General features: G+C 65.8%; 11 protein-coding genes. 7 read left to right on the forward strand and 4 right to left on the reverse strand.

Annotated elements, in window-relative coordinates; genetic code table 11:
• Nucleotide 1 precedes the first annotated feature (1 nt).
• Together AC0Z2B_RS08035 and AC0Z2B_RS08040 are read right to left on the reverse strand one after the other, a co-directional pair.
• Complete coding sequence (locus AC0Z2B_RS08035) at nucleotides 2-1729, reverse strand: autotransporter assembly complex protein TamA (RefSeq protein ID WP_416425264.1); 1728 nt, start codon at nucleotides 1727-1729, stop codon at nucleotides 2-4.
• Nucleotides 1730-1794: 65 nt separating this feature from the next.
• Nucleotides 1795-2445 carry a GNAT family N-acetyltransferase gene (locus tag AC0Z2B_RS08040; RefSeq protein WP_476295840.1) on the reverse strand — a complete coding sequence of 217 codons (651 nt, stop codon included), beginning with the start codon at nucleotides 2443-2445 and terminating at the stop codon, nucleotides 1795-1797.
• Between the two features lie 177 nt (nucleotides 2446-2622).
• Here AC0Z2B_RS08040 and xthA point away from each other — a divergent pair, with 177 nt between their 5' ends.
• Both xthA and AC0Z2B_RS08050 read left to right on the forward strand, forming a co-directional pair.
• Nucleotides 2623-3435: an exodeoxyribonuclease III gene (gene xthA, locus AC0Z2B_RS08045; RefSeq protein ID WP_416425266.1), complete on the forward strand. Its 813-nt coding sequence runs from the start codon at nucleotides 2623-2625 to the stop codon at nucleotides 3433-3435.
• A gap of 230 nt (nucleotides 3436-3665) precedes the next feature.
• Nucleotides 3666-4985 carry a substrate-binding domain-containing protein gene (locus AC0Z2B_RS08050; RefSeq protein ID WP_476295841.1) on the forward strand — a complete coding sequence of 440 codons (1320 nt, stop codon included), beginning with the start codon at nucleotides 3666-3668 and terminating at the stop codon, nucleotides 4983-4985.
• Between the two features lie 187 nt (nucleotides 4986-5172).
• On the opposite strand, the gene AC0Z2B_RS08055 is transcribed toward AC0Z2B_RS08050, so the two are convergent.
• On the reverse strand, nucleotides 5173-6411 hold the full coding sequence (locus AC0Z2B_RS08055) for an acyl-CoA dehydrogenase (RefSeq protein ID WP_476295842.1): 1239 nt from the start codon (nucleotides 6409-6411) through the stop codon (nucleotides 5173-5175).
• Between the two features lie 157 nt (nucleotides 6412-6568).
• Here AC0Z2B_RS08055 and AC0Z2B_RS08060 point away from each other — a divergent pair, with 157 nt between their 5' ends.
• On the forward strand, nucleotides 6569-7507 hold the full coding sequence (locus AC0Z2B_RS08060; RefSeq protein WP_476295843.1) for a LysR family transcriptional regulator: 939 nt from the start codon (nucleotides 6569-6571) through the stop codon (nucleotides 7505-7507).
• A gap of 13 nt (nucleotides 7508-7520) precedes the next feature.
• Here the strand turns inward: AC0Z2B_RS08060 and AC0Z2B_RS08065 are convergent, their stop codons facing one another.
• Complete coding sequence (locus AC0Z2B_RS08065; RefSeq protein WP_476295844.1) at nucleotides 7521-11930, reverse strand: hypothetical protein; 4410 nt, start codon at nucleotides 11928-11930, stop codon at nucleotides 7521-7523.
• A 141-nt stretch (nucleotides 11931-12071) separates the two neighbouring features.
• On the opposite strand from AC0Z2B_RS08065, the gene AC0Z2B_RS08070 reads away from it, so the two are divergent.
• From AC0Z2B_RS08070 to AC0Z2B_RS08085, 4 genes are all read left to right on the forward strand, one after another.
• Entirely contained in the window at nucleotides 12072-12464 is a 393-nt protein-coding gene (locus tag AC0Z2B_RS08070; protein WP_476295845.1) for a MerR family transcriptional regulator, read from the forward strand.
• 4 nt (nucleotides 12465-12468) lie between these two features.
• Complete coding sequence (locus tag AC0Z2B_RS08075; RefSeq protein WP_476295846.1) at nucleotides 12469-13368, forward strand: hydroxymethylglutaryl-CoA lyase; 900 nt, start codon at nucleotides 12469-12471, stop codon at nucleotides 13366-13368.
• A 1284-nt stretch (nucleotides 13369-14652) separates the two neighbouring features.
• Nucleotides 14653-15816: an isovaleryl-CoA dehydrogenase gene (locus AC0Z2B_RS08080; protein WP_476295847.1), complete on the forward strand. Its 1164-nt coding sequence runs from the start codon at nucleotides 14653-14655 to the stop codon at nucleotides 15814-15816.
• Between the two features lie 13 nt (nucleotides 15817-15829).
• Nucleotides 15830-17437 carry a carboxyl transferase domain-containing protein gene (locus tag AC0Z2B_RS08085; RefSeq protein WP_476295848.1) on the forward strand — a complete coding sequence of 536 codons (1608 nt, stop codon included), beginning with the start codon at nucleotides 15830-15832 and terminating at the stop codon, nucleotides 17435-17437.
• Nucleotide 17438: the final 1 nt, after the last annotated feature.

Raw genomic sequence — 17438 nt, forward strand, 5'->3', positions numbered from 1 at the left:
TTCAAAGCTCAGGCCCTATGGAAAAGTGAATGCGGAAGCCGCCCGGGTCTTCCAGGGCGTGCGCCAGGTCGACGCGAATAGGGCCCACCGGGGACACCCAGCGGATGCCCACGCCGACGCCGGTCTTGAGGCTGGGCAGCTCCAGGTTGTTGAACGAGTTGCCCTGGTCGACGAAGGTTGCGATGCGCCATTTCTCGGCGATGGAGTACTGGTATTCGACGCTGCCGGCCACCAGGTAGCGGCCGCCGATCTTGTCGCCATCGGAGTTTTCCGGCGACAGGGTCTGGTAATCGTAGCCGCGCACGCTCTGGTCGCCACCGGCGAAGAAGCGCAGCGACGGCGGGATGGCCTTGTAGCCGTTGGTGAGGCTGCCGCCGAACTGCACGCGGCCCAGCAGGCGATGGTTCTCGCCCAGGGTGGTGAGGCCCTTGAGCAGCACGTTGCCGTGCACCAGGTTGGCGTCCGAGCCCAGCCCTTCCTTGGCCACCTGAGTGTCGAACTGCAGGCGGTAGCCGTTGTGCGGGTCGACCTTGTTGTCGCTTTTAAGGTACGAGTAGCTGATGCCCGGCATCAGCAGCGTGCTCAGGCCGCTGTCGTTGCCCAGGCGGTACTCTTCGCGTTGCCACTTGAGCGAGATCACCCGCTGCCAGCCGCTGGGCAGTTTGCTGTGCCATTCGGGGCCCACGGTCAGCAGCTTGCTGAGGCTGTCGGTGTCGGCGATTTCCTCGTACTGGTAGCCGGCGGCCCAGCGCAGCTTGTCGGTGAGCGGTGGGTCCAGGGGGCGGTCGTACCACAGGCCGATGTTCTGCCGCGGTGCGGACACTTCGGCCTCGGTGCCGTAGCTGTCGCCGTGGGAGTTGACCCAGTGGCGCGTCCAGTTGGCCTTCACCCGTGGCCCCACGTCGGTGGAGTAGCCAGGGCCGATGCCGATGGTGCGCGGCTTGCGGGTCTTGAGTTGCACGTCCACCGGTATTACCTGGCCTTCGGCGGAGGTGGGCGCGGCGTCCACGCGCATGCTTTCGAAATAGCCGCTGGACTGCAGGGCCTGGTTGAGTTCGGCCACCAGCTGCGAGTCATAGGGGGTGCCGGGCTTGAACGGCACCATGCGTTGCAGCAGGTCGTCGTCGAACGGCGTGTCGCCTTCGAAATGCACGGCACCGAGGGTGAAGCGCGGGCCACTGTCGTACACCAGCTCGATGTCGGCCACGCCGGCGACCGGGTCCACGGCCAGCCGCTGCTGGGTGAAATGGCCCTGGAAATAGCCGTAGCGCGAGGCCTGGTTGAGGATCAACTGCTTGGCGTCCTGGTAATGGCCGTGGTTGAGCACGGCGCCGGGGCGCAGGTCAGCGCTGTTGGGCAGGCGGAAGCCCTTGAACTGGCTGGCCGGCCCTTCGAGGCGGATGGTGACGTTGCGCAGGTGAATGGGCTCGCCCGGCTCGATGCTCAGCACCAGTTGCGGGTTCGCGCCGTCCTTCACCCGGCTGGCAATGTGCGCCTGGTAGTAGCCCAGGGCCTGGGCGGCCTTGGCGGCCTGCTCTTCGGCGCCGTGGCTGAAACGCTCGAGGGCTTCGGCGTCACGGTCGCCGAGGCTGCCGATGTAGCCTTCGACATTGGCCTTGAGCTCGGAATTGGCTGGTTTTACCTGTACCACCAGTTCGCTTTGCGCGTGCGCGGCAAAACTCGTGAACAGCAACACCAGACCGCGGGTAAATCGTCCTGAAAACTTCATGGCGCGGATGCTATCACGGTAAAGCGGCGTTTTAAGAGCGGATCGGCCCTCGCAAGATTCTGATTCTAGACACGAATGTGTTCCAAATGTTGCGGGCTTGCATGAAAAAACACATGTTCACGGACCGGTCCCACGGCAATCTCGCCAATTTCCTCGTAACCCTGGCGCTGGTAGAACGCCAGGTAACGGGGGTTGCCGGTGTCCAGCACGACCCCGTCGGAATGCTCGTCGTCGGCGCACCAATTGTGCACGGCGGTGAGCAACTGCTCGCCAAAGTGATGCCCCTGGTACTGCGGGTGCACCGCCAGCAGGGGCAGCACATGCACAGCTTCGCTGGGCAGGCAGGCCAGTACCGACTGGTAGTATTCCAGGTAGCGGCGTGTGCAACCCAGGCCGGTGCTGAGCAGCATGCCCAGGCGCCAGGCCCAGCTTTCGGTGATGCCCAGGCGGCGCTGGGGCGGTGCAATCAGGGCCACGCCCACCAGGCGGTCTTCATGCAGCAGGCCGATGCCGGGCAGGTCCTGGAAGAAATGCTGCTTGACCAGTTCGCGCACCGTGGCCCGTACCCGCTGCTCGTAGCCTGCGCGGTCGGCCTCGAACACGTAGGCGAAGGTCGGTTCGTGGCGATAGGCGTGGTACAGCAGCGAACGCACCTCGCTGGCGTAGCCGCCGTCCAGCATGACTACCTGGGCTGTCTCGGTGGCAGACTGGGACATGGTCAAGCTCCTGTGCACACGGCGCCGCTTGAGTGCGGCGCGTTCTTGTATTGGGGTACGGCAGGGTCGCGAGGTTCCATCCAACTGGACCTTAGCAGTGCCGGCCCCAGCTCGCCATGCTGGCCCCAACCCGGCCCATCCGTTAGCATCGGCGTTTTACCCAGGACTGCCGCCTCCATGAAGATTGTCTCGTTCAACATCAACGGCCTGCGCGCCCGGCCCCATCAGCTGGCGGCGCTGATCGAAAAACACCAGCCCGACGTCATCGGCCTGCAGGAAACCAAGGTCAGCGACGAGCAGTTCCCGCTCGCCGAGGTGCAAGCCCTGGGCTACCACGTGCATTACCACGGCCAGAAGGGCCACTACGGCGTGGCCCTGCTGTCGCGCCAGGCGCCGCTGGCCTTGCACAAGGGCTTCAGCACCGATGAAGAAGACGCCCAGCGCCGGTTCATCTGGGGCACCTTCGCCGACGCCAACGGCAACCCGGTGACCATCATGAACGGCTACTTCCCCCAAGGCGAAAGCCGCGACCACCCCACCAAGTTCCCGGCCAAGCAGCGCTTCTACGCCGACCTGCAGGCGCTGCTGGAAGGCCAGTTCAGCAACGACCAGGCGCTGGTAGTAATGGGTGACGTGAACATTTCCCCCGAGGACTGCGACATCGGCATCGGCCCGGACAACGCCAAGCGCTGGCTGAAGACCGGCAAGTGCAGCTTCCTGCCCGAGGAACGCGAGTGGATGGCGCGCCTGAAGAACTGGGGCCTGGTGGACAGCTTCCGCCACCTCAACCCCGACGTCGCCGACCGCTTCAGCTGGTTCGACTATCGCAGCCGCGGCTTCGAGGACGAGCCCAAGCGCGGCCTGCGCATCGACCTGATCATGGCCTCCCACGGCCTGCTGCCACGGGTGGCGGATGCCGGCGTGGACTATGAACTGCGCGGGATGGAAAAGCCGTCGGACCATGCGCCGATCTGGTTGAAGTTGAGCTGAGTGCGATCCGTACCGCGATAGCTCGGTAGCCGTTGGCGAAGGCGACGCCGGCCCTTATTCACGTTGGAGATCTCCAGTGAACACCAGGGCCAGCGCAGCCTGGCGGCAGCGGCTACAAGCCGCCAGGTCACGTCGGGGAGCAAACCCAGGCGTCCTGCTTGTTCACATACTGGTAACCTGCTTGTCTTATTCTCCCCGGCACCCCTTCGGCCTCCCCGGTGCCTGCGACGATGCCCCGCCTCCCCCGCCTGCTGTTTTTCATCTGCCTGGCCCTGCCCCTGACGGCCTGGGCCGAGGTGCCGGTCCTGCGTATCCAGGGTTCCAATACCATCGGCGCCGAGCTGGGCCCGGCATTGGTGCAGGCGATGCTGCAGGACCAGGGGTTGAAGCAGGTCAAGGTGGAGCCCGGCGCCCACGCCAACGAACAGCAGGTGTCGGCCGTGACCGTGGATGGCCAGCAGCTGCGCATCGAGATTGACGCCCATGGTTCCAGCACCGGCTTCAGTGCGCTGGAGCATGGCGAGGCCGACCTGGCCGCCGCCTCACGGCCCATCAAGGACAGCGAACTGGTGGCCCTGGACCGCCTGGGCGACCTGAAGTGCGCCGAGGCCGAGCAGGTGATCGCCATCGATGGCGTGGCGGTGATCGTGCACCCCGACAACCCCTTGCGGCAGCTGAGCACCGAGCAACTGGCGCGGATTTTCGCCGGCGAGGTGCGTGACTGGGCCGAGGTGGGCCTGGGCCACGGGCCCATTCACCTGTACGCACGCGATGACCAGTCCGGCACCTGGGAGACGTTCAAGGAGCTGGTGCTGACCCCGCGCGGCAAGAACCTGGCGCCCCAGGCCCTGCGCCTGGAGTCCAGCGAACAGCTGTCGGACGACGTCAGCCACGACCCCCAGGGCATCGGCTTCATCGGCCTGCCCTACGTGCGCCAGGCCCGCGCCCTGGCCATCGGCGACGGCGCCGCGCAAGCCATGGCGCCCACCATCAGCCTGATCGCCACCGAGGACTACCCCTTGTCGCGGCGCCTGTATTTCTACCTGCCGCCGGCGCGCAACAACCCCTGGGCCCAGGCGCTGGTGCGTTTCACCCAGAGCGACAAGGGCCAGGCCATCGTCGCCCGCTACGGTTTCGTCTCGCAGACCGTGCAGGCCATCCAGGTGCCCGCCACGGCGAACATGCCCGCCGACTATCGCCAGCTGGCGGCCGAGGCCCAGCGCCTGTCAGTGAATTTCCGCTTCGCCGAGGGGAGTGCCAGCCTCGACAACAAGGCCATGGCCGACGTGCAGCGGGTGCTGGCCTACCTGCGCGCGCGCGGCAAGACCTTCAAGGACGTGACCCTGGTGGGCTTCGGCGATGCCAAGGACGACAGCGCCCGCGCGCTGCTGCTATCGCGCCTGCGGGCCATGACCGTGCGCCGCGAGCTGGCGCGCAGCGGCGTGGTGCTGCGCGACATTCGCGGGCTGGGGGCAGAGATGCCGGTGGCGACCAACGACATGGACGAAGGTCGCATCAAGAACCGGCGGGTGGAGGTGTGGGTGTATTGAGTGCGGCCGCTGCTACGGGTGCGGTGTGCGATCTGTAGCAGCGGCCATGGGCCGCGTCCTGGCCCGCGCGGTGCCTGGGACGCGGCCTGCGGCCGCTGCTACGGGGGCGGTGTGCGCAGGATTTCGCGTTGCCGCAGAGATAGCCGCAGCAATCTGCGCCAAGACAGTTGCTGCTACACCGGTCAGGTCAACCTTGCTCGCGCGCGCTGCGCAACAGCTCCTTGGGCACGTACTTGCCGATCTCGTATTTGCCAATCGCCGCGCGGTGCACTTCATCCGGGCCGTCGGCCAGGCGCAGGGTGCGCTGCATGGCGTACATGTAGGCCAGCGGGAAATCCCCGCTGACGCCGGCGCCACCGTGGATCTGGATGGCGCGATCGATCACCCGCAGCGCCACGTTGGGCGCCACCACCTTGATCTGCGCGATCTCACTCTTGGCCACCTTGTTGCCGGCGGTGTCCATCATGTAGGCCGCCTTGAGAGTCAGCAGCCGGGCCATGTCGATTTCCATGCGCGAGTCGGCGATCTTGTCGATGTTGCCGCCCAGCCGTGCCAGCGGCCGGCCAAAGGCGGTGCGTTCGACCGAGCGCTTGCACATCAGCTCCAGCGCCCGCTCGGCCATGCCGATGGAGCGCATGCAGTGGTGGATACGGCCCGGGCCCAGGCGCCCCTGGGCGATCTCGAAACCGCGCCCTTCGCCAAGCAACACGTTGTCGTAAGGCACGCGCACGTTGTCGAACAGCACCTCGGCGTGGCCGTGGGGCGCGTCGTCATAGCCAAACACCGGCAACGGCCGCACGATTTTCACCCCGGGGGTGTCCACCGGCACCAGAATCATCGAATGCTGCTGGTGGCGCGGCCCGTCCGGGTTGCTCAGGCCCATGAAGATGAGGATCTTGCAGCGCGGGTCGCAGGCGCCCGAGGTCCACCACTTGCGGCCGTTGATCACCCACTCGTCACCCTGGCGCTCGGCGCGGGCAGCCATGTTGGTGGCGTCGGACGAGGCCACGTCCGGCTCGGTCATGGCGAACGCCGAACGGATCTCGCCACGCAGTAGCGGCGCCAGCCAGCGACGCTTGTGCTCCTCGCTGCCGTAGCGCACCAGCACCTCCATGTTGCCGGTGTCGGGCGCCGAGCAGTTGAACGGCTCGGGGCCCAGCAGCGAGCGGCCCATGATCTCGGCCAGCGGCGCATATTCCAGGTTGGTCAGCCCGGCGCCCAGTTCCGACTCAGGCAGGAACAGGTTCCACAAGCCTTCGGCGCGGGCCTTGGCTTTCAACTCTTCCATGATGGCGGTGGGCTGCCAGCGGTCGCCTTCGGCCACCTGGCGTTCGAACACCGGCTCGGCGGGGTAAACGTATGCATCCATGAACGCGGTCACGCGTTCACGCAATTCCTGAACCTTGGGCGAATAAGCGAAATCCATGGGGCAGCTACCTTTGAGCAAGGGTTGTCGTGGGCATGGATTCGATGCTAGAACAGGCACCAAGATTTATCTAACCTATTCTCGGCGTCTATTATCATTCATCACCGATATAGGATGACGCGATGCATCGGCACAACCACAACAAGAGCGCTGCCACATGAATCTGAGCAAGGTCGACCTGAATCTGTTCATCGTCTTCGACGCCATCTACACCGAGGCCAACCTTACCCGCGCCGGGCAGATCGTCGGCATCACCCAGCCGGCGGTGTCCAACGCCCTGGCCCGGCTGCGCGAAACCTTCAATGACCCGCTGTTCGTGCGCACCGCCCAGGGCATGGTGCCCACGCCCATGGCGCAGAACATCATCGGCCCGGTGCGCAACGCCCTGTCCCTGTTGCGCGTGTCGGTGCAGGAAAGCCGCATCTTCAACCCGTTGCAGGCCAGCAAGACCTTCCGCATCAGCATGACCGACCTCACCGAGGCGGTGATCCTGCCGCCGATGTTCCAGCGCCTGCGCCGCCTGGCACCCGCCGTCGTCATCGAAAGCTTCCTGTGCAAGCGCCGCGAGACCACCAAGGAACTGGCCGCCGGGCGCCTGGATTTCGCCGTGGACGCGCCGTTGAACACCGACCCGCAGGTGCGCCACGTCAAGCTGATGGAAGACCAGTACGTGTGCGCCCTGCGCAAGGGCCACCCGCTGAACAAGGAAAAGATCACCCTGGACGACTACCTCGCGCTCACCCACATCCACATCTCCAGCCGCCGCAACGGCCTGGGCTACGTGGACCTGGCGCTGGGCAAGATGGGCCTGCAACGCAAGATTGCCTTGCGCTCGCAGCATTACCTGATGGCCTCCCAGGTGCTGCAGCAGACCGACATGGTGATGACCGTGCCCGAGCGTTTCGCCCGCCGCCACGACCTCAACTACGTGGCGCTGCCGGTGAACGACGTGCCGCCGGTGGAAACCCACCTGTACTGGCACGAAAGCACCGACCAGGACCCGGCCAACCGCTGGATGCGCGAGCAGATGATCGAATTGGGCCAACTGGTGACCCGCGCCGACCACCTGCCCCAGGCCGCCAGCGTCGGGCGCTGACGGCCTGCATGGCTTAAACCTCGAGCGGCTGGAAGTGCTGGCGGGCCTGGGCGGGGCGGATGGGGCTGCGCCACACTTTCGCCGGTGCGTTCTGCGCTTCCCACTGGGCGCCCAACCGCGCCTGGTCAGCCCGTTTCACATGGGCGGCGGTGAAGTTGTCGAAAGCGTAGCGCAGCTTGCCGTAGTGGAAATGCGCCACCCACAGGTCCCCCCCGGTGGCCACGTCGACTATCACGTATTCCTGCAGGAACTGTGCAGTGTCCAGCTCCGGCACCCGGCCGGTGCGCCGCTCCAGGCGAATGGCCTGCTGGCCCAGCAGGTACTCGGCGTGGGCCATGGTGGGGTGTGGCATGGCCTTGGTCAGGCGAATGCGCAGGCGCGTGGCCTGGGCGACCAGCTCCGTGCCCCGCACGCGCAAGCGTTCCACCAGCAACACGGTGTCATCGGCGGCAGTGGACAGGCGTTCGATGCTCGCCGCCAGTTCCATCAGCCCACGGCCTTCGTTGCTGATCAGGTCATCGATGCTCGCCAGGGCCATGCCACGCCGCGCGTAACCTTCGGCGCGCAGCACCAGGGCCTCGCTGCTGTCGAGTTGCACCCGTGCCTGCGCCTGCAGGTCTGCCAGGCGCGCCTGGGTGGCTGCCGCTTGGCGCAGGGCCCAGCGGTTGTCAGCCTCAAGGTCGTAGTGGTGCACCGCGCCGTCGCCCAGCTCCACGACCATGGAGCGCTGGGCGCCCGTGCCGCTTTCGGTGCCGATCAATACCTCGTCCTCCACGGTTTCAAACACCCGCCTGCGCGCCCCGCCGTCCGGCTGCGGGCGGCGTGGGCGCTCGGGGTTGGCCCCAAGGCCGCGAGTGGCTTCATCGACGAGCGCCTTGAGGTGGTTGAGCAGGCGCTTCTGGTACCGCAGGTCGATGTACTGGCTGTAGATACTGGTCCACTCCTCCAATCGCCAGCGGAACAATTCCGTGGCCGTGGCGAACTGTGACAGCACCCGCTGGCGCTGGGCCGCAGTGAGGTCGACCACCTCGGTATCACGCCAGGTGGCGAGCAGGACATCGAGCTGCTGCACGTCGCGCACGACCAGTTGCCCCAACCGCAAGCGCTCCGGGGTAGTGGACAACTGCGGCTTGAGCACCAGCTTGAGCAGTATTTCTGCCTTGACCGCACCGTCCAGCCTGGGCCGGTAATCGTAGCCGCCCTCGCGCATCAGCCGCTCGATTTCCGCCCGCCGCGGCGCATCCAGCGACGCGCTGTGCCACTCACGCTCAAACCTTGCGCTCCATTCATGAATGAAGTCGGCAATTTCCAGCAGCTTGATCCGCACCTCCTGGGTGGCCCCCAGCGTGCGGTTCATGGCATCGGTAAAGGCGCCCAGGGTCAGCTCCCCGCGTTCTGCCGCGTCGATGAGGGTCTGGTGCCCCGCCTGGCGCACGCCAAACTCATCGCGCAAGACCTTGCGGCGGACCTTGCCCATGCGCACCAGCAATTGCATGCGGTCCATGCTCTGGTAACGGGCGCCCTGGTAGGAGCGGCGATAGATCCCTTCCGGCAGATACGCGCGGTGCTCCGCGAGGCTTGCAAGGTAGCGCTCGCAGGCCTCGATCTCGCGAATGGCCAGATCGACCACCGCCTTGCGCAGCGGCTCATCGGGTACGCCGGCGGTGGCAGCAAGGCGTGAACGAGCCGCTTCGGTGGCGCGCAGTCGTTGACTGGTGGCACTCTCATCCGCGATCAGCCGGCTGTAAATCCGCCGCTGCTGACGCACCAGGGCATCCCCCAACCATCGCGGCAGCCGCGCCTGGATCGCCAGGGGCAGGCGTTCCACCAGGCTGTCGGCCACCGCGCTGACCGCCGCACCGCCTCCCTCCAGCCCGCCGTCCACCAGGCGCCCGGAAATTGCGCCGTGGGTTTGCCACTGACCACGGGCATCCAGCCTGACTGGCTGGCGGTAGGTTTTCACCGCGGTGCCGCGCAACCTCCAGGTGTGGTAAGTGGCGTCCCATTGCACCGCGTACGCATGCCCACCGCGCAGGATGTACTGCCCACCGGCATGGCTGTAGACCCCCTGCTCGGCTGTCTGTAACAAGGCAATCGCCAGGTCGCTTTCATAACCGCGAAACGCCGACACATGGCCTGGGCCATCCAGCGGCGCCAGGCGCGCCACTGCCTGGGCCTGGCGGGCACGGACGCTGGCACGCAGCCCCTTCACATTGCCAACGCCGCCTGCCACGGTACCAGGCAGTATGTCCATGGCCGCGCCCACCAGGGACGCCAGCATGTTTTCCAGCTCAAGCAGACCGTTCGCCCCCTCACCACGGCGGAACGCCTTGACCGCTTCGACAGCACTGTCGAAAGCGTCGTAGACCGCCACCACGGAGCCGACGAATGGCAACAAGCCGACCAGCACCTTGAGGACCATGAATATGCTGTCGTGACTGCGCGCGGCGGCTTCCAGCCACAGCTGGTCCTGGGTACGCGCGGTGGCGCGGTGATGGCTGATCAGGCGGCCCATCTGCAGGTTCAGCTGGTACTCGGCGACGCTGCTGGCCACCCCGATGCGCTCGCCGGGCACCAGCCAGCCATCGAAGTTGCGGAGCTGGGCCTCACGTATGTAGGCGCCGTGGTCGCTGGCCAGGCCGCTGCCGGGCAACGCCGCCAGGTAGTCGACCATGCGCGACTCCAGGCTCATCTGTACCAGCCGGCGGCAAGCCTCGGCCATGCTCTCGTGCTGGGTCAGCACCTTGCCATTGGGTGCGTCCGGCAGGTACAGCACCGTCAGCCCGGTGCCCGGGTCGTTGATCAACGCCACCCCGGCCAAGGCGCTGCCAGCGGGGGTGCCGGTGCCCTTGAACAGCACCCAATGCAACCCGGCCTCAGGGTCGTCCAGCAACGCCAGCGCCGGTGCATCCAGCCGCGAGCGGCGCAGGGCCAGTTGGCCGTGCAGCCGCAGGCTGGCCTGCCAGGGCGCCAGCAATGCAGTGCGACGGGCCTGGATGGCTTCCTGGCTTTCGCCCGGCAACCCCTTGAACGCATCGCGCAGGCTGCGCTCGTAGCGAGCCGGCAGGTCCAGTTCCTCGAACAGGGCCTTGAGTTGCACCAGCGTCGGCAGCGCCACGCTGGCCGCCACGCCGCGCGATTCAACCCGGGCAAAATGCAGGCGCCTGGCGATTTCTTCGTCTATGCCGGCGAGCGCCAACTGGGCGAGGGACAGTTGCTCGCGAGCCTCACTGGGCTGGGTGATCATCTTTACCGGGGTGCCGGGCGCCCCTGAGCCGGGGACGGTCTCGCGCACCATTGATACCGAGACGGGCAGGTCGATGACCAGGTTTTCCGGCTGCAGGCCGAAGTCCTTTTGCAGGCGCTGCGCCAGGGCTGCACCGGCGAACTCGTCGCGCGGCGGCACGTCGCGGGCCAGCAGCACCTGTGCCTCGTCCAGGGCGGCGAGGTAGTCAGCCAGGCGCTGGCTCAGCTCTTCCTGGGCCTGCGGTGCCAGCCCGCGCAACCAGGTCGGCAAGCCCTCGGCCAGGGCCAGGGTCTCGTGCTCGAACAACAGGTCCAGGAAGGCCTGGTCGCGCGCATCGTGGCGGGGTGCCTCCAGCGCTAACAAGGCGTCCCGGCGCCAGCGCTGCATCGACGCCTCCGGCGTGTCGGCATCGGCGTAGAAGCGCGCGCCCTGCCCGATGGCCTGGGCATGCTGGTGTAACTGGCGCCATTGGCGCTTTAGGCCCACCTCGAAGGCGTGGCCCACAATAGGCGCGTAAGAAAACGACACCTGCGCATGCACCGTGGGGTCGGCCTCGGCAAGGCCCTCCAGCACGGCCACCTGGAAGGCGTCCAGCGAATCGAAATACGCCAGGCCGCCGTGGGTGCCGGGCCAGTACACCTGCACGCCCCAGGTGCCGCCGGTGTCATGCACGGCGCTGGCATGGGTAATGACCATGACCCCGGCCAGCACATCGTTGCCATCGGCGCCCAGCAAGGCCACATCGGCGATCAGGGTGTTACCGGCGGGCCGTTCGGCATCGTCCGGGTGGTCCAGCAACGCTTCCAGGCGGCTGGCCTGCTCGCCCTTGAGCTGCCCCAGCGCCTGCATCATGTCGAATTCGGCGCGCAGGGCCTTGGCGTGGGCCGCGCTGAGGGTGTCGAAGAGGATATGCCCGGGGGCAAGCTCGGCCCAGGCGTCGGTGCGGCCAATCAATGGTCGCGCAGCCAGCAGGCAGGCCTGCCGGGCCGCGCCAATGGCCTGCTGGTAAGCACGCAGCGTGCGCCATTGCGCCGATTTCAGGTCGGCGTTGTCACCCACGGTAGCGCGGATGGCCGCCTGTTGCTGGCTGACTTGCCATTCACGCCAGTACGGGTCGACTTCTTCGGCAAAGGCGCCAAACAGCAGCGCGGGGGGAGCAAGCGGTAGATCGGTCATGGGCTGCAGTCCTTGCAGGGGAATGAGCGCCCATTGGGCCCGACTGCCCGACGCGCAAGGTGGTAATTACCTAACGGCCCTGCTTGACGTTAACGTCAAGCAGGGTTTACGTTGACGTCAACCACCCTGTCGAGCCCGACCATGACGTACAGCATCTCCGACCTGTCCCGCGAACTGGACATCACCACCCGCGCCATCCGCTTCTATGAGGAGCAAGGCATGCTCAGCCCCGAGCGGCGTGGCCAGGAGCGTATCTATTCGCCCCGAGACAAGGTCACCTTGAAACTGATCCTGCGCGGCAAGCGCATCGGCTTCTCCCTGGCCGAGTGCCGCGAGCTGATCGAGCTGTACGACCCCAGCGGCAACCACAAGCAGCTGGCCAGCATGCTCGCCAAGATCACCGAGCGCCGCGCGCAGCTTGCCCAGCAACTGCTGGACATCCAGCAGATGCAACTGGAACTGGACACCGCCGAGGAGCGCTGCACCCAGGCCCTGGCCGAGCTCGGCGCCCACCCTGTTACCGCCCAGGAGTAACACCATGGCCCTGCCCCACAGCGTGCGCCTGGTCGAAGTCGGCCCCCGCGACGGCCTGCAGAACGAGGCCAGCCCCATCAGTGTCATCGACAAGGCGCGGCTGGTGAACGAACTGGCCGCCTGTGGCTATGCCTATATAGAGGCCGGCAGTTTCGTCTCGCCCAAGTGGGTGCCGCAGATGGCCGGCTCTGCCGAGGTGTTCACCAGCCTCCAGCGCGTGCCAGGGGTGACCTACGGCGCGCTGACGCCCAACCTGCAGGGCTTTGAGGCGGCATTGGCCGCCGGCGCGGATGAGGTGGCGGTGTTCGCTGCGGCATCCGAAAGCTTTTCCCAGCGCAACATCAATTGCTCCATTGCGCAGAGCCTGGAACGCTTCGCGCCGGTGATGGCAGCGGCCAAGACCGCCAACGTACCGGTGCGCGGCTACGTGTCCTGCGTGCTCGGCTGCCCCTACGAAGGCGCCATCGCCCCCGCCCAGGTGGCCGCCGTGGCGCGCGAGCTGCACGCCATGGGCTGCAGGGAAGTCTCCCTCGGCGACACCATCGGCGTCGGCACGCCCGGCGCTACCCGCAGCCTGTTCCAGGCGGTGGCCCGGGAGGTACCGCTGGCGCAGTTGGCCGGGCACTTCCATGACACCTACGGCCAGGCCCTGGCCAATATCTATGCGGCGCTGCTGGAAGGCGTGAGTGTGTTCGACAGCTCCGTGGCCGGCCTGGGCGGCTGCCCGTACGCGAAAGGTGCCAGCGGCAATGTCGCCAGCGAGGACGTGCTGTACCTGCTGCAGGGCCTGGGTATCCATACCGGCATCGACCTGGACCGGGTAATTGCCGTGGGCGAGCGCATCAGCCAGCAGCTGGGCCGCGCCAACGGCTCGCGGGTAGCACAAGCGCGCCGGTGTGGCTGAGGGGTGTTACCCCTCCCGCGTTTTCCGAGTATCAGGGAAACACTTTGAGCGTTCCTTTTCCGACACCCGCGTGCCTTTGAGCGACCAAACCCCCGTTTTCATTGGGTTTCGAAAAGTTGGCACGGCATCTGCTTTATCTCTTGCATAACAAAAACAAAAAACCCAGTACCACCCAATAAAAACAACACGTAACGGCTCTGGCATAACAAGAACAAACGCGGCAGAGGCGAAGCTAACAGATTTTTTTGGAGAGGATGCGCCACCGGGGCTTGCCCCACACCGTACACATAACAATAAAACTGCCCCGAGGCAGCGACGTACCGGTGACAGGCGAATCAGCGCTCAAAAAAATACGTTTGCTCTTGACCCAGGATGTGGGTCACACGAAACAGCGGTAAAGGGTCACGGTCGCCAAAAACAATAACAGGCCGCCCCTCAATAATAAAAAAAGAGCAGGCAACAAGACCTTGAGGGGAGCTTCGGCTCCCCTCAGTGCTTTCCGGCATTCCCTTCCCCCGTAGCAGCTGCCGAAGGCTGCGTCCGCCTCCCTCCGTTTACCCGCTGAACCGCAGTGCCCATGGCGCGGCCTGGCGGCCGCTGCTACGAAAAACCGTGTGCGCCGCTGTTCGGGCGGATTTGACATCCCGCACCGGGGTGCGACAAAGTGTCACCTCACCCGCACACTTCCCCACGAAACGGGTAACAGGGAAACACATTGGGGGTGTGAAAACCCGGTGAAAAATTCCTGAAAACGGCGAAAGCCCCGAATTCATTGGGTTTTGAAAAGTTGGCACGGGACCTGCTATATCTCTCGTACAACAAAAACAATAAAACTGCAGTACCCAATAAAAACAACACGTAACGGCTCTGGCATAACAAGAACAATCGCGGCAGAGGCGAAGCTAACAGATTTTTTTGGAGAGGATGCGCCACCGGGGCTTGCCCCACACCGTACACAGAACAACAAAACTGCCCCGAGGCAGCGACGTACCGGTGACAGGCGAATCAGCGCTCAAAAAAATACGTTTGCTCTTGACCCAGGATGTGGGTCACACGAAACAGCGGTAAAGGGTCACGGTCGCCAAAAACAACAACAGGCCGCCCCTCAATAATAAAAAAAGAGCAAGCAACAAGACCTTGAGGGGAGCTTCGGCTCCCCTCAGTGCTTTCCGCGATTTATTCCCCCCCTTCCCACCGCACCGATTTGACAGCCCGCGCCAGCGGGTTTACGTTAACGTAAAGGTCAGCATTCATTCCATAAAAACAATCCATGAAGGGCCACCCATGCGCTACCCGACCCTGAATTTCGCCCTGGGCGAAACCATCGACATGCTCCGCGACCAGGTGCAGGCCTTCGCCGCCGCCCAGATCGCCCCGCGCGCCGCGCAGATCGACCGTGACAACCTGTTCCCCGCCGACCTGTGGCGCCAGTTCGGCGACATGGGCCTGCTGGGTGTTACCGTGCCGGAAGAATATGGCGGCGCGGGCCTGGGCTACCTGGCCCACGTGGTGGCCATGGAAGAAATCAGCCGCGCCTCGGCGTCGGTGGCATTGTCCTACGGCGCACACTCCAACCTGTGCGTGAACCAGATCAACCGCAACGGCAGCCACGCGCAAAAGCTCAAGTACCTGCCCAAGCTGATCAGCGGCGAGCATGTCGGCGCCCTGGCCATGAGCGAACCCAACGCCGGCTCCGACGTGGTGTCGATGAAGCTGCGCGCCGACAAGCGTGGCGACCATTACGTGCTCAACGGCAGCAAGACCTGGATCACCAACGGCCCCGACGCCAACACTTATGTGATCTACGCCAAGACCGACCTGGAAAAAGGCGCCCACGGCATCACCGCCTTCATCGTCGAGCGCGACTGGGCCGGCTTCACCCGCAGCAACAAGTTCGACAAGCTGGGCATGCGCGGCTCCAACACCTGCGAGCTGTTCTTCGACGACGTGCAGGTGCCGGAAGAGAACATCCTCGGCGTGCTGAACGGCGGCGTGAAGGTGCTGATGAGCGGCCTCGACTACGAGCGCGTTGTGCTCTCGGGCGGCCCCACCGGCATCATGCAGGCCTGCATGGACCTGATCGTGCCCTACATCCACGACCGCAAGCAGTTCGGCCAGAGCATCGGCGAGTTCCAGCTGATCCAGGGCAAGGTCGCCGACATGTACACCCAGCTCAACGCCAGCCGCGCCTACCTGTACGCCGTGGCCCAGGCCTGCGAGCGCGGCGAGACCGCGCGCAAGGACGCCGCCGGGGTGATCCTGTACACCGCCGAGCGCGCCACGCAGATGGCCCTGGACGCCATTCAGATCCTGGGCGGCAACGGCTACATCAACGAATTCCCCGCCGGGCGCCTGCTGCGCGACGCCAAGCTGTACGAGATCGGCGCCGGCACCAGCGAGATCCGCCGCATGCTGATCGGCCGCGAGCTGTTCAACGAAACCCGCTGACGGAGCGCGCCCCATGGCTACCCTGCACACCCGACTCAACCCGCGCGCCGCCGACTTCATCGCCAACAGCGCGGCCATGCTCGAACAGGTTGGCGCCCTGCGCAGCCTGCTTGCCCAGGTGCACGAAGGCGGCGGCGCCAAGGCCCAGCAACGCCACACCTCACGCGGCAAGCTGTTGCCCCGCGAGCGCATCAACCGCCTGCTGGACGCCGGCTCGCCGTTCCTGGAAATCGGCCAACTGGCCGCCCATGAGGTGTACGACGAAGCCGTGCCGGCCGCTGGCGTGATCGCCGGCATCGGCCGCATCGAAGGCGTGGAATGCATGATCATCGCCAACGACGCCACGGTCAAAGGCGGCAGCTACTACCCGCTGACCGTGAAGAAACACCTGCGTGCCCAGGCCATCGCCCAGGAAAACCGCCTGCCGTGCGTGTACCTGGTGGACTCGGGCGGCGCCAACCTGCCGCGCCAGGACGAGGTGTTCCCCGACCGCGAGCACTTCGGCCGCATCTTCTTCAACCAGGCCACCATGAGCGCCCAGGGCATCCCCCAGGTCGCCGTGGTCATGGGCTCCTGCACCGCCGGCGGCGCCTACGTGCCGGCCATGTCGGACGAGACCATCATGGTCCGCGAGCAGGCGACCATCTTCCTCGCCGGGCCGCCATTGGTGAAAGCCGCCACCGGCGAGGTGGTGACCGCCGAGGCCCTGGGCGGCGCGGACGTGCACTGCAAGGTCTCCGGCGTGGCCGACCATTACGCCGACAACGACGAGCACGCGCTGGCCATCGCCCGGCGCTGCGTCGCCAACCTCAATTGGCGCAAGCTGGGCCAGCTGCAGTGCCAGGCGCCAATCGCCCCGCTCTACCCGGCCGACGAGCTGTACGGCGTGATCCCGGCCGACGCCAAGCAGCCCTTCGATGTGCGCGAAGTGATCGCGCGGCTGGTGGACGGCTCGGTGTTCGATGAGTTCAAGGCGCTGTTTGGCACCACCCTGGTGTGCGGCTTCGCCCACCTGCACGGCATGCCTGTCGCCATCCTCGGCAACAATGGCATCCTCTTTGCCGAGGCCGCGCAAAAAGGCGCGCACTTCATCGAGCTGGCCTGCCAGCGCGGCATCCCGCTGTTGTTCCTGCAGAACATCACCGGCTTCATGGTCGGGCAGAAATACGAGGCCGGCGGCATCGCCAAGCACGGCGCCAAGCTGGTGACCGCGGTGGCCTGCGCGCGGGTGCCGAAGTTCACCGTGATCATCGGTGGCAGCTTCGGCGCCGGCAACTACGGCATGTGCGGCCGCGCCTACGACCCACGCCTGTTGTGGATGTGGCCCAACGCGCGAATCGGCGTGATGGGTGCCGAACAGGCCGCCGGCGTGCTGGTGCAGGTCAAGCGCGAGCAGAGCGAACGCGCCGGTGGCAGCTTCAGCGCCGAGGAAGCAGCGGCGCTCAAGCAGCCGATCCTCGAACAATACGACCGCCAGGCCCACCCCTACTACTCCAGCGCCCGCCTGTGGGACGACGGCGTGATCGACCCGGCGCAGACCCGCGACATCCTCGCCCTGGCCCTGTCGGCCGCCCTCAACGCGCCCATCGAACCCAGCCGCTTCGGCATCTTCCGGATGTGAC

Source organism: Pseudomonas sp. GYB4201, from assembly GCF_056312595.1.